This window comes from Nostoc sp. FACHB-152 (assembly GCF_014697475.1).
Classification (GTDB): Bacteria; Cyanobacteriota; Cyanobacteriia; order Cyanobacteriales; family Nostocaceae; genus Nostoc_B.
Window position 1 is genome coordinate 31236 of the sequence record NZ_JACJRV010000022.1, and the last position, 13783, is coordinate 45018.

General features: G+C 41.1%; 11 protein-coding genes and 1 tRNA gene. 7 read left to right on the forward strand and 5 right to left on the reverse strand.

All coding sequences use genetic code 11. The annotated features are described in order from the left end of the window. Nucleotides 1–129 precede the first annotated feature (129 nt). Nucleotides 130–480: a DUF1257 domain-containing protein gene (locus H6G76_RS17185; RefSeq protein ID WP_015113818.1), complete on the forward strand. Its 351-nt coding sequence runs from the start codon at nucleotides 130–132 to the stop codon at nucleotides 478–480. Between the two features lie 399 nt (nucleotides 481–879). On the opposite strand, the gene H6G76_RS17190 is transcribed toward H6G76_RS17185, so the two are convergent. Next, complete coding sequence (locus H6G76_RS17190) at nucleotides 880–1266, reverse strand: GIY-YIG nuclease family protein (RefSeq protein WP_190702946.1); 387 nt, start codon at nucleotides 1264–1266, stop codon at nucleotides 880–882. 263 nt (nucleotides 1267–1529) lie between these two features. On the opposite strand from H6G76_RS17190, the gene glcD reads away from it, so the two are divergent. The 5 genes from glcD (at nucleotide 1530) to H6G76_RS17215 (ending at nucleotide 7990) form a co-directional block, all read left to right on the forward strand. Continuing rightward, nucleotides 1530–3002 carry a glycolate oxidase subunit GlcD gene (gene glcD / locus H6G76_RS17195; protein ID WP_190702949.1) on the forward strand — a complete coding sequence of 491 codons (1473 nt, stop codon included), beginning with the start codon at nucleotides 1530–1532 and terminating at the stop codon, nucleotides 3000–3002. A 241-nt stretch (nucleotides 3003–3243) separates the two neighbouring features. After that, nucleotides 3244–4500: a glycoside hydrolase family 10 protein gene (locus H6G76_RS17200; RefSeq protein ID WP_190702952.1), complete on the forward strand. Its 1257-nt coding sequence runs from the start codon at nucleotides 3244–3246 to the stop codon at nucleotides 4498–4500. A gap of 162 nt (nucleotides 4501–4662) precedes the next feature. Further along, nucleotides 4663–5238 (forward strand): hypothetical protein, encoded by a 576-nt coding sequence (locus H6G76_RS17205; RefSeq protein WP_190702954.1) that lies wholly within the window; start codon nucleotides 4663–4665, stop codon nucleotides 5236–5238. 357 nt (nucleotides 5239–5595) lie between these two features. Further along, nucleotides 5596–7854, forward strand: coding sequence for a GAF domain-containing protein (locus H6G76_RS17210; protein WP_190702957.1), 2259 nt, complete (start codon nucleotides 5596–5598; stop codon nucleotides 7852–7854). A 64-nt stretch (nucleotides 7855–7918) separates the two neighbouring features. Further along, a tRNA-Lys gene (locus H6G76_RS17215) sits at nucleotides 7919–7990 on the forward strand. Nucleotides 7991–8395: 405 nt separating this feature from the next. Here H6G76_RS17215 and H6G76_RS17220 read toward each other — a convergent pair. After that, nucleotides 8396–8818 carry a hypothetical protein gene (locus H6G76_RS17220; protein ID WP_190702960.1) on the reverse strand — a complete coding sequence of 141 codons (423 nt, stop codon included), beginning with the start codon at nucleotides 8816–8818 and terminating at the stop codon, nucleotides 8396–8398. 119 nt (nucleotides 8819–8937) lie between these two features. Further along, nucleotides 8938–10575, reverse strand: coding sequence for a CTP synthase (locus tag H6G76_RS17225; protein WP_190702963.1), 1638 nt, complete (start codon nucleotides 10573–10575; stop codon nucleotides 8938–8940). A gap of 202 nt (nucleotides 10576–10777) precedes the next feature. Here H6G76_RS17225 and H6G76_RS17230 point away from each other — a divergent pair, with 202 nt between their 5' ends. Further along, nucleotides 10778–12604 (forward strand): N-acetylmuramoyl-L-alanine amidase, encoded by a 1827-nt coding sequence (locus tag H6G76_RS17230; RefSeq protein WP_190702967.1) that lies wholly within the window; start codon nucleotides 10778–10780, stop codon nucleotides 12602–12604. A gap of 406 nt (nucleotides 12605–13010) precedes the next feature. Here the strand turns inward: H6G76_RS17230 and H6G76_RS17235 are convergent, their stop codons facing one another. Both H6G76_RS17235 and H6G76_RS17240 read right to left on the reverse strand, forming a co-directional pair. Then, nucleotides 13011–13349, reverse strand: a complete 339-nt coding sequence (locus H6G76_RS17235; RefSeq protein WP_190702970.1) for a XisI protein — start codon at nucleotides 13347–13349, stop codon at nucleotides 13011–13013. Beyond that, nucleotides 13340–13750 carry a XisH family protein gene (locus H6G76_RS17240; protein WP_190702973.1) on the reverse strand — a complete coding sequence of 137 codons (411 nt, stop codon included), beginning with the start codon at nucleotides 13748–13750 and terminating at the stop codon, nucleotides 13340–13342. The genes H6G76_RS17235 and H6G76_RS17240 overlap by 10 nt, the downstream gene beginning before the upstream one ends. Between the last annotated feature and the right edge of the window lie 33 nt (nucleotides 13751–13783).

Genomic DNA, 13783 nt, shown 5'->3' on the forward strand with positions numbered 1-13783 from the left:
CCTGCTAACCCAGGGGAAAGGCTAGCCGCAAAAGCTAGCAGTTAAGAGAAAAAGCCGCCCCTGATAAGCGCGGCTCGTCGATGATAAACCGTTGTTCTTTTCTCAATCTTCTCATTGGAGGAAACCCAAATGTCTCACTTTAGCACTCTTCGCACCAAAATCACCGATGCAGAAATCCTCAAAGCTTCTTTACGCGACTTGGGTATTACCGTAAAGACAGAAGCAGATGTACGCGGTTATAACGGTCAGCGTGTACGTTCCGACATCGTTGCAGTTTTGGAAGGCGAATATGATCTCGGCTGGTCTCGCAATAGCGATGGTTCCTTCGACCTCATCGCTGACCTGTGGGGCGTTGCTAAAAAGCACAACCAAACCGAGTTGATCAACTCCATCAACCAAAAATATGCAGTTAACAAGACCTTGGCTGAAGTTAAACAGCGCGGTCTGCAAAACGCTAACGTTAAGTTGGTATTGCAATAGTAATTTCTCTGCGCGTTCCCAAAGCTGCACGGGTTAACCATGTTATAGCGGTTAGCCCGCTTTTTTTCCCTTGTATCGGGGCTGGGTTTATTTCCAGTCCCGATTTTTTTATGTCTGTTAGGATTTTACGCGAGAAGGATAAGGGTATAAGTATAGTAGGTTGGGTGTAACGAAGTGAAACCCAACATCAACATAATTGTTTTGTTGGGTTACGCTACGCTTCACCCAACCTACAACCTGCCTCTAACTATAGCGGTTAGCTCGCTTTTTTTGTGTTGGGAAGAGATTTTAGTCGTTATTCTTGATCAATCAATCCAATCCAGAAAAAAATGAAACAGATGCTTAGTTGGGTTGAAGGTAGTGAAACCCAACCTAATATTTGTCTAAATTTATCAAATCCTAGTCTACCGTTAAAAATAATATAAAAGTCTGACCATGTACTGTTGTAAATTTTGATTGATTTGGTATGGGTGTGTTGTTTATAGGTGGTTTGTAATAATTAATAGCTTGTTTCTCCAACCTCCTGAGAGTCTCTGTTAAGTCTGAAATTGTAGCTAACAAATCTTCTGTTAAAACGCGGTAGCGTATCATAGCATTTTCAATACCCTCAAACTGCCCTTGTCGATGATGACTTATGTGACGACTTTTTAAATTACGTGAAAGACCAATGTACATAACTGGAGAAACACTATTACCTATATAATAAATACCTGGTTTTGTTGGTAATTCTTTACGTTGAAGATATGGGAAAACTGGCATCTCTTTATAATTGAGATTCAATTTCATAATTTTTTATTTATACCTAGCCATACAATTTGAAGACTAAGTTAGTTTGCCCACAATGTATGTTATTAATCACACCTTGAAACTTAATTTTATACCGAACTTGGCGCAAATCTAAAACAAACCCAGGTAATCAAGGTTTTGTACTGAGGATATTTTGATGGCTGTGGAGAGGCGCGATCGCACTTTTTCCCTCTCAAACTGCTATCCTGGCCACATATAGTAATTACAGTAATTTCAGCCAGCCAACATCTACCTTAAACTTTATGCTTACTCAAGATAAACAACAACGTAATTGGCAACCTATTATCAAAGCATTTGAGACTGTGCTTGGTAAAAATGGTGTTGTTCAACGTCGAGAGGAATTAATTACTTATGAGTGCGATGGTTTAACTAGCTATCGTCAACGTCCGGCTGTGGCGGTGTTACCAAGAACGACAGAACAAGTGGCGGCAGTGGTAAAGATATGTAATCAGTATTCTGTTCCCTTTGTTGCGCGTGGTTCTGGTACTGGCCTATCTGGTGGTGCTTTACCGTTGGAAAATTCTGTTTTAATTGTTACTTCGTTAATGCGAAAAATACTCAGCGTTGATTTAGAAAATCAGCGCATTGTCGTACAACCAGGAGTAATTAATAGCTGGGTAACTCAAGCTGTTAGCGGTGCGGGATTTTACTACGCGCCAGACCCTTCCAGCCAAATTATCTGCTCAATTGGGGGCAATGTTGCTGAGAATTCTGGCGGAGTGCATTGCTTAAAATACGGTGTCACAACCAACCATGTTTTAGGATTACAAATAGTCACGGCGGAAGGTGAAATTGTCGATTTAGGTGGGCAAATTCCAGAAACGCCTGGTTATGATTTAACAGGTATATTTGTAGGTTCAGAAGGAACCTTAGGAATTGCCACAGAAATTACTTTACGAATTCTCAAAAGTGCTGAATCAATTTGTGTCCTATTAGCAGACTTTACTAGTATAGAAGCTGCGGGTGCTGCTGTTTCTGATATCATCAGCGCGGGGATAATTCCTGGTGGTATGGAAATGATGGATAACGTTAGTATTAATGCTGTAGAAGATGTTGTAGCAACTAATTGTTATCCGCGCGATGCTACGGCTATTTTGCTTGTAGAAATTGATGGTTTAGAAGTAGAAGTAGAAGTTTTAAAACAACGGATAACCGCAATTTGTAAGCAAGATGGAGCGCGAAATGTAACGGCTGCTACTGACCCAGAAACTCGCTTAAAATTGTGGAAGGGGCGGAAAGCTGCTTTTGCTGCTGCTGGTCATTTAAGCCCAGATTATTATGTCCAAGATGGGGTAATTCCCCGCACTCAATTGCCTTATGTTTTGCAAGAAATTGAGAATTTAAGTGAAAAGTTTGGTTATAAAATTGCTAACGTATTTCATGCTGGTGATGGTAATCTTCATCCGCTAGTTCTTTATGATAATTCTGTACCAGGGGCTTTAGAAAAAGTCGAAGAATTAGGTGGGGAAATTCTGAAGTTATGCGTGAAAGTAGGGGGTAGCCTTTCTGGTGAACATGGCATTGGTTCAGATAAAAAATGTTATATGCCAGAGATGTTTAATCCTATTGATTTAGAAACTATGCAATGGGTAAGGCAAGTATTTAATCCTAAAGGTTTGGCTAATCCTGATAAAATATTTCCTACACCACGCACTTGCGGCGAGGCTGCAAATGCTATGAGTCAAAAGCAGTTTGAAGGTATGGAAAGATATTAAACTGCCTCTGCGCTTTTTATTCTCTTTGTGTCCTTTGTGTACTTTGCGGTTTGTTAAAAATTGGCTTTAACGCAAAGGTACACGGAGGTTAACGCAGAGGTGCGCGGAGATTTTGTAAGAGATTTGGAATGAAATTTATTAATTTGTGAGTTTTGTTATTTGTTAAAGTCTCTTTCTTCCGGAAAATTATGAAATATTTTGTAATAATAAATGTTCTTCACAAATAGAGTTAAACTCTCTAATGACTCGGTTGGCTAAACGTTTAATTTTTTCATTCATATCATTAATATTTATACTTTGTTTAACACTAATTTATCTACCTCTATTTTCTGTTTCATCCCAACCAAGCAGTAAACAAATAGTTACGGAAATTCGAGGCGTTTGGCTAACTAATGTTGCTAGTGGAGTTTTATTTGTTCCTTGGGGAATTGACCGCGCTATTAATCAATTATCGGCGTTGCACTTTAATACGATTTATCCTGTGGTTTGGAATCGGGGAAATACTTTTTACAAGAGTGAGGTTGCAAAAAGTATTATAGGTTCTGAAACTGAGCCTGTATTGAATTTTATGCACGGTGGACAGGATGTTTTAGATAAGTTAATTAAACTTGCTAAACCGAAAGGCTTAACTGTTATTCCCTGGTTTGAATACGGTTTGATGACACCACCAAATTCAAAGTTGGTCAAGCTTTATCCTGATTGGTTGACTGTTGGGCAACAAGGGGTGGATTCTATTAAAGCAAGCTTGCCGGAAGAGAATAATGGTGCAACAAGTAAGCAGGCTTGGCTGAATCCTCTACATCCACAAGTTCAAGAGTTTATTTTAGGGCTAATTCTGGAAGTTGTCAGCCGTTACAATGTCGATGGCATCCAGCTTGATGACCATTTCGGAATGCCAGTGCAGTTTGGTTACGATCGCTTTACTGTTCAACTCTATCAGCAAGAACATCAAGGTAAAAGCCCACCCAAGAACCCCTATAATTCAGAATGGATGCGTTGGCGTGCTGACAAAATTACGGCTTTTATGGGCAGAATCTATCGCAGCATCAAAGAAATTGACCCTAATGCTAAATTATCTTTGTCTCCTAACGCCCAAGCTTTTGCTTACAAATACTATCTGCAAGACTGGGATACTTGGGTAAAAAACGGTTGGGTAGATGAGTTGGTGTTACAGGTATATCGTCATAATAAAAATAGTTTTATGGCAGAACTCGAACAACCAGCAGTGAAATTCGCTCAAAGTAAAATTCCTGTGGTTGTCGGTATCTCAACGGGAACTTTGCGTACCCCAGTCAGAATCTCTCAAATTAAAGAACAAATTGATATAGTACGCGATCGCTCTTTTGTTGGGATGTCTTTTTTTTATTGGGAAAGTTTATGGGGTTACATCTCACCAGAAGCACCCCACAAACGCCGCAGGATTTTCAGCGAACTATTTCAGGCTAAAGCTATCAGGCCATTACCGGTTGGGGAAGAGGGGGGAAGACTCAGGCTGTAATTAAGGCTAGGTTTCGGGGTAAAGGTTTTCCTGCCCTTTCCCTTTCACCTTTAACCTTTTCCCTTTTCTTCTTCCCTTACCCCCCTGTTTCTTTAGCACTATCAACTTTTTTAATTTGTCTATGACTGTATAGTAATCTCTGCCGTGTTTCCAGAGACTTGAATGTTTTTTACATCTGCCAAAACACAATTGAGTTTTACATTACAGTGGGCTATCGCTACTGTTGGTGGTTTTTTGCTAAGTTTGTGGTGGATTGAAATTGGGGAAAAGTCAGATGTGGGTATCGCCCAAGCATCTTTTGGCGGTTTAGCGATCGCATTTCCGCAAAGCTTGATTCTCCGCCATAATATCTTATCTGGACGCTGGGTATTAGCGACGTTATTGGCATGGGCTACTATGACTGCTATTGGTTTGGGTGCTGTCGGTTGGATTGTCCCCACTACTCAAAATATTGCCCTTAGGCTTCTTTGGGGTACAACATTAGGTACAGTTGGCGGCTTTGCTATTGGAATAGCGCAATGGACAGCCATCCCCAAGTCTGTCGCTTTGTCGTGGCAATGGATTTTGATCAGTGCGATTAGTTGGGCGATCGCAGTCCCTATTGGTTCCACTATCGGGATAATTTTACTGCGGTTGACACGCTTATTTTTAGGCGAAGTTGCAGGATTAGCGATCACGTGGATTTTGGTTGCTATCTTAACTGGAATTAACGCTTATCGATTATTGCAAGATTCTTAATTCTTTAATGATGTTAATTGCTTGATAAATTAAAAATATATTAAGAAAAATTAAATTTATTGAAGATTGCTTTTGATAATACTTAAGTATATGCAAAAATTTTGAATCATTCTTCATAGAAAATGTTCAGTAAATTTGCATTCACTTGCAAAATTATTCTCATCTTCGAGGAGCTAATTTGTTGAGTTTGCTGCTATTAAGTTTCCGATATTTCTGATAAGAAATAAAAGAAGATGCAAATATCAGTCAAGCAAAGATAGACAATGCTTTGCTGTAGGCGCTGACAAGCATTTTCATCAGCAATATCATCAGGGGTCGCGCCTAAAGGAGTAATTAATAGCAGATAGAGACTCTCCCATGAATATCAATCCGGGTGAATCAACCGTTGAGTTGAAACAACAAGTGCATTCTCAGATTCTGTTTGGCCCAGAATTAGACAAACACAGTAGTAGTGAACAGTTTCTACTGAGTATATATAACTCTGTGCAGACATCTATATTTATAGTGGATGTTCTGGAAGATGGAGATTTTTGCTACGTAGCCCTCAATCCCACCCATGAACGGTGGATAGGGATTAGTTCAGAAAATCTCAGGGGCAAAAAGCCAGAAGACATCCTCTCCCCAGATGATGCGGCTAAAGTGCGTCAGCACTATGCTGACTGTGTACGGTTTGGCAAAACTATTTCTTACGAACAATGCTTGCAATTTCAGGGCGTACCGACTTGGTGGAGTACAACACTGACACCACTGCGGGATGCCAATTCCAGAATTTATCGACTCATTGGTACAAGTAGTAATATCACTCCGGTCAAACAGGTAGCCCAAGCCAAAGAAATTCAGACAGCACAAGAGCAACTGTTAGAAGCGATCGCTCAATGGATACGCGAATCGTTAGACTTAGATACGCTACTGCATCATCTTGTCAAAGAAGTGCGACATTGTTTGGGGTGCGATCGCGTTTTGGTTTATCATATTCAACCCGAAGAGAATAGTGCAGTTATTGCCGAATCGACCATAACCGCCGATTCCTTTTTAGGGCAGAAATTCCCCGATCCTGGCTTAATCGCCAAATATCAAGAACGCAGTGGGCGCGGTTGTATTCAAATTGTTGAAGATATCTATACAGCTGGGTTACATCCTAGCCAAGTAGATGTTTTTGACTCTTTGCAAGTCCGAGCTAATTTAGTTGTACCGATTTGGTCACAGCAACAACTTTGGGGGCTGATAACTGCCCAGCATTGCCATAAACCTCATCAATGGCAAGAGATAGAGATTGACTTACTTAAACAACTAGCCACCCAAATTGGTATTGCAGTCCACCAAGCCGAACTGCAAGAACAAGTACAGCATCTCAAAGCGCAGCTAGATTTGCAAAAACAGCAGCATCAAACCCAACTCCAGCAAGCGCAAAACTTTCAAGTGCTAGTACGACGCATTACCGAACAAATCCGTGACCATCAACCACAAACGCAGGTATTGCAGACAGCCACCCAAGAACTTGTACCGTTACTCCAATTGGAATGTTGTTACATCGAAATTTATAGTAGTTGTGGTACTCAAGCAACTGTTACCTGCGAATATACAACTACTACATCTCAACACCAAGGGTTAACCAAAAAGGTGGCAGACTTGCCAGAGGTTTATCGCTCACTGTTAGCAAAACAATATTGGCAATCTATAGAGATAGTACCTGGATGGCACCCAAAATTACTGGTTATCACCCAGTTAGCTTGTCCAATATTCGATGACCAAGGCATTTTGGGGAACTTGTGGCTGAGTAGACCCACACAAGAAATGTTTGACGAATTTGAAATTAGTTTAGTGCAGCAGATAGCTAATGAATGTGCGATCGCAATTCGCCAAGCGCGGCTTTACTCTGCAACTCAAGCACATTTACAACAATTAGAACAACAAGAACGCCTGAAAAACGAATTCGTGAGAACCCTTTCCCACGAACTACGCACACCCATAACTAGCATTAGTCTCGCCGCCCAAACCCTCGAAAGCGCGCTTACCCCAGAAGGCACTTTAAATATTGAAATTGTCCCCCAACTATTGCAGATTTTGCATAACGAGTGTGGGCGAGAAAGCAAGTTAATTAACGATTTGATGACACTTACATATCTTGAGGCTGAACCTACCGCGCCCACATTAATTGCCATCGACTTGCAAACATGGCTACCTCCTATCGTCGAATCCTTTCGAGACCTCACCCATTGCCAAAGACAAAAATTACACCTAAATATTGATCAGTCACTTCCGCCGCTAGAAACAGACATCACCGATTTAGAACGGATAGTCACTGAAATTTTAACCCATGCTTGCAAATATACTCCAGCAGGAGAAATAATTACCGTCACTGCTGACTTAATACAAGATGCAGTGCAACTTAGGATTACTAACTCTGGATTAGAAATTCCGGCTACAGACCTACCACGAATATTTGAACCATTCTATCGCTTGATGAGAAACGATCCCTGGGCATACAGTGGTACTGGATTAGAAATGGCTTTAGTACAGAAAATGGTCAAACATTTAGGCGGTTCAATTTATATAGAGAGTGCAAATTGTCAAACCACCTTCATTGTCAAATTTCCCACAGCAACTACTCTGTAACCCGCTTGCTGATTGACTCGAAGTTGGCAAAACTGGCAAAATTTGCTATGCTTATAAGCAGTGTGGGTGACTAGCTCAACGGTAGAGCATCGGACTCTTAATCCGCTGGTTCTGAGTTCGAATCTCAGGTCACCCACTTGTTTAAGTCTTCCCCTTTTCTCACAGTTTTATTTCACCGCAATCCACTGTATCCTGAAAACTATCAATAATAGATCCCTAAATTATCTATATTAATACAGCAGATCGCAGCTGAAGTAGTTACAAATTTTCTTCAAAAGGCCATATATCGAGAAGCTTTTAATCCTGCTGTCAGTTGATAATTTGCTTTTAAAGCATTACTCACACTGTATCAGCTTGTAAACTCTCGGTTTCGAGTGTCAAGTATCCATCGATATTCACTGTTGAGGTCAAAGAATACGCATCCTGAGGAATGCGATATCTGACGAAAAGCCGCTTTGCGTCTACGCATTCCTAACGAATGTCAAGAAACAGTTCTCTTTCTTAGAAATAGGTTAGTTTCATTTATGCTTACTGATTGTTTTTAGGAAAGAGAATAGCCTGTGTTTTTTTGGACAAATTGTAAAACTTTGTGATAAGAATCTGGGTGGCTTGCGGGGTTGATGATAATAGGAAGAGTGCCATCTGGCAACCAAAAAGTTATTCGACCGTTAGATTCGTGACAAAAGGAACTGATACAGTAGAGGTTAACTACATATTCATTTTTGTCATCGATAATTTTTACCCAGTGAGCATTTTCTAATTCCACATCAGTGACTTGTGCGACATATTGCAGAACTTTTTGATAGTCGTCTAGGTTACTTTGAGGGTTAATCACAATCGGAATGGCACTATCAGGCAACCAGAAGGTTACTCTACCGTTTTTTTCGTAGCAAAAAGCATTAACACGGTCAAAATTAATCACATATTCTTTCCTCTCGTAAAAGATTTTCATCCAGTACGCCACAACATCTCCTTAAGTCCAATATTAAAAAATGATGCTCACCCTGTATAACGAAATCTGTCAATTCTAAGTGAATGTTGGTGTGCGTGAACTCAAAGTTCAACAATTTGATTTTGAGTTGATTAAAACACTTCTACAGGTGTCTGTAGACTAGCATTAGGATGGGTACGAGCGATCGCAGCTTGCATAAATCCCTTAAATAAAGGATGAGGGCGGCTGGGACGCGATTGAAACTCAGGATGGAATTGGCAAGCTATAAAGAAAGGATGATCTGGTAATTCCACAATTTCTACTAAGCGTCCATCCGGAGAAGTACCACTAATCACATAACCAGATGCTAATAACAACTTGCGATAGGTATTGTTGAATTCGTATCTATGGCGATGGCGTTCTTCAACAATTTCTGCTTGATATAGCTTCGCAGCCAAAGTATCAGGCAGAATATGACAAGGATAGACACCCAAGCGCATTGTCCCGCCTAAATCAACTACATCTTGCTGTTCTGGCAAGAGGTTAATAACAGGATTGGTGGTGTAAGGGTCAAATTCAGCACTGTTAGCATCAGCATAACCACATATATTTCTTGCCCATTCAATGACAGCACATTGCATACCCAGGCACAAACCCAAGAAAGGAATATGGCGATCGCGGGCATATTTGATAGCAGCAATTTTACCATCTACTCCCCGTGTACCGAAGCCACCAGGCACAACCAAGCCATCAATGCCTTCAAGATAATTTTCGGCAGGTTCAGTTTCTAAAACTTCTGAGTTTACCCATCGCAAGCGTAAGTCAGAGTTGGTGGCAATTGCTGCATGGCGTAGTGCTTCCACAACCGACAAATATGCATCACTTAGCCGCACATATTTACCGACAATGGCAATTTCCATAGTCCGCTTAGGACTGTAAAGCCGTTCCACCATTGTGCGCCACTGAGTTAAATCAGGTTGGCGTGGTTCCATGTTGAGCAATGCCAGTGCTTGCTCTGCCAATCCTTCCCGTTCTAAAATCAGAGGTACTTCATAGATACTGAGAGCGTCTTGAGAAGTGATCACACATTTTTCGGGGACATCACAGAACTCAGACAGTTTTTGCTTTAATCCTGGGGGTATGGGGCGATCGCTCCGACAAACTAAAATATCTGGTTGAATACCAATAGATCGCAGTTCCTTTACAGAATGTTGTGTCGGCTTAGTCTTCATTTCACCTGCCGAAGCAATGTAAGGCAACAGCGTAACGTGCATATACAAAACATTCTGCCGTCCCACTTGCTTACGTAACTGGCGAATTGCTTCCATAAACGGCAGTGATTCAATATCGCCTACCGTGCCACCAATTTCTGTAATTAAAAATTCGGGATTTGTATCTTTAGCCACCAATAAAATCCGGTTTTTGATTTCGTTGGTGATGTGGGGAATTACCTGTACCGTGCCGCCATTGTACTCACCGCGCCGTTCTCTGTTAATCACCGCTTGATAAATTGACCCTGTAGTCACACTGTTGAGGCGTGACATCAAAGTATCAGTGAAGCGTTCGTAATGACCCAAGTCCAAATCTGTCTCAGCCCCATCCTGGGTCACAAAAACTTCCCCATGCTGAAACGGACTCATCGTACCGGGATCGACATTGATATAGGGGTCTAATTTCAAAATCGACACCGAATAATCCCGTGACTTGAGTAAACGGCCCAGACTTGCTGCTACAATTCCTTTGCCGATACTGGAAACTACACCTCCAGTGACGAAAATAAACTTAGTCATAGTAATTTTGAATTTCTCTCTTGCGCCTTCTCAAAAAACATCGTCTGAAGTATGAAGTGTAAAGTATGAAGTGTAAAGTATGAACTATTAGGTATAAATTTCACCCTTTAGTTTTGAAACTTCAGCTTTCAGCTTTTATTCTTCATCTTGATCTTGGTCATTTTGCCACAGTCACTATTGTGAAATCTTCTGTGTTTTTGTCGTGAAAAAAGTTTTAGGATTAGTAGTACTCAGCTTAATTGCCACCTCCTCTGTAGCATTGGCAGATTCATCTCTATTAGTTGTATTTCCTCAACCAAACTACCAAACCAGTGCGGAAAAAATCTTTTTTATTGGTACAGCACCACCCGATGGAAAGGTTCTGATCAATGGTAAGCTAATTAACCGCAGCAAGGATGGTCATTTTTCTCCAAGTTTCCCTTTGCAGTTAGGAGAGAATCTTTTTACTGTACGCCACAACAATCAAACCCTTCAAATCAAAGTCACAAGACAATCGAGTCAACCTGAGTTACCGCAGGGAGTAGCTTTTGCTAAAGGTTCCCTGACACCAGCAGTGGATGTTGCCAGACTACCAGGGGAACTAATTTGTTTTAGTGCAGTTGCTCCCCCTAATGCTAGCGTGTCCGTGAACATAGCTAATCAAACTGTTGCCCTTGCACCTCAACCCCAACAAGTACAACTACCAGATAATTTGGCAGCCCTCACTGGGCGAAACCAACCCACCGCCCAAGCAGCAGGCAAGTATGCGGGTTGTACAACAGTTAGACAACCTGAACCTACTGTTATGAGCCTAATTCAGGGTAACAACATCATTTCTGGTGCTGTTGTGGCAGATGCTAATCAAGAGATAGATTTAGGACAACCTCAGTTTAAACTGATTCTGAATGGTAAGACGATTACTCAACCAGGAACTGGCAAAATTAAAATCCTCTCACCTGCACAGTTACAGGTTGCTGAGGTGACGATAGACGCAGGCGTAGCACGTACTGGCCCTAGTACGGATTATTCGAGGCTTACCCCCCTGCCTAAAGGAACACAAGCTACAGTCACAGGCAAAGAAGGTGAGTGGTTGCGCTTAGACTATGGTGCATGGATTAATAGTAAGGAAACTCGTATCTTACAGGGTGCGGTTCCGCCACGGACAATTATTCGCAGTGTCGGATATCGGAGGCTCCCCGGTACTACAGAGATAGTTTTCCCTCTAGAAATTCCTGTACCCGCGAGCGTGCAACAAGGAGATAAAACTTTCACCTTGACACTCTACAACACTACTGCCCAAACAGATATTATCCGTTTAGATGATGACCCTTTAATTTCTCGCCTTGATTGGCAGCAAGTGAATCCGGGACAGGTGCAATACACCTTTAACCTGAAAAAAGCTCAACAGTGGGGATATGAATTGAGATATGAAGGTACAACCCTGGTTTTAGCTTTACGTCATCCGCCGACAATTGAGCATCGGAGACGACAAACTCTATCTGGTATCAAGATTGTACTTGATCCAGGACATGGTGGTAAAGAATCTGGCGCATCTGGCCCGACGGGATATCTTGAAAAAGATGTCAATTTGGCGGTATCAAAGCTATTGCGCGACCATTTGGTGAAGCTTGGGGCAACAGTCGTTATGACAAGAGACGTTGACAAAGATGTGTCTTTACCAGAGCGTCAAGCAATTATCAGTCAAGAAAAACCTGCGATCGCACTTTCTATCCATTACAATTCTCTACCCGATAACGGCGATGCGGAAAATACCAAAGGAGTTGGTATGTTTTGGTATCATCCCCAAGCGCATAACCTCGCGGTATTCATGCACAACTATTTAGTTAAAAAACTCAATAGACCTTCTTACGGTGTGTTTTGGAATAACCTCGCCTTGACGCGTCCGGCGGCTGCACCATCAGTATTGATGGAATTGGGTTTTATGAGTAATCCCAATGAATTTGAGTGGGTGACAAATCCGCAAGAACAGGAAAAGTTAGCCAAAGCTTTAGCAGAAGGAATTGTAGAGTGGTTTGCAAGTGTTAAGTAGTTAGACAATAGGCATGAAGGAAGCCAGACAAAAGGTTTGGTTTAAAGTTTAAGCGTAATTTTTGATATTCAATGAAAGCTGTCACAACGAAATATTAGGTAGTTCGTCTATCTTAGATAAGGGTTATTTGTCACCTTTACAAATGGATAAAATACCGATTCTATTTCTGTCAGCAGATCCTAGCGATGCTGGTCGTTTGCGTTTAGGGCAAGAGTTACGAGATATACGTGAGAAACTACAACTCTCAAAGCAAAGAGATATGTTTCAACTGGACTCTCGTGAGTCTGCACGCCCAGGAGGTATAACTCAAGCAATTCATGACATTAAACCGCAAATTGTTCACTTTTCTGGGCATGGAATGAGTACAGGAGAACTATGTTTAGAAAATACAATAGGAAAATATTTCTCAAGTTCCAAACTCAGTAAATTGACGTACATAAGGTTCGTGAAACGCCAAAATAATATCTTGCTTAGGTACTCCCATTTCTACCAATCGATTGGCAATTCCTTCTTCAGTACCATCATGCTGAATCCAAATTTTCCCATCTTTAATATCAAGATGTAAAATACAGCCAAAATCGCGTTTATTTCCCCGCCAGCCGACATAAAGTAATTGATAGTGGTCTTGTTGTTCGTCGAAAATTGTCTGTATTTCATATTCTTCGGCATTTCGTTGCCTTGCGGCTCGTTTTTGCCGTTCTGAAAGAAGATGTCGAATATATTGCCGATATTGTTCTACAGCCATTGACGAATCACCTCTTCTTGTACATCGTAAATCATCAATCGCAATTGATATTTGGCAACTGCTGAGGCAATAAATTTTCGTTGAAAAAAACTTTCATAAATCTGGACGCGCACCGCTAAATACAGTTGGCGTTCTGGGTCAATTTGATCTAAGGCATCCCGATAGTTTAAAAATTGTCCCAACGCAGTGTGAAATTCTGAAACATTTGATGGACTAATAAAACTTTTAATCTCTACTGCAATTTTTTTGCCTTCTCGCTCTGCAGCTAACAGTTGCTCTGCTGCTAAATCAATCTCAAAATCTACATCATCCACATTAATTTCATAAGGATCAGCCGTAATCTTCCAGCCTTCTTTTTCTAAAGCGGTTCTGACAATATTATGAAATCTATCCTTTGCCACAAAAGTTCACTATTTAAATATTAGGCTGGTAAT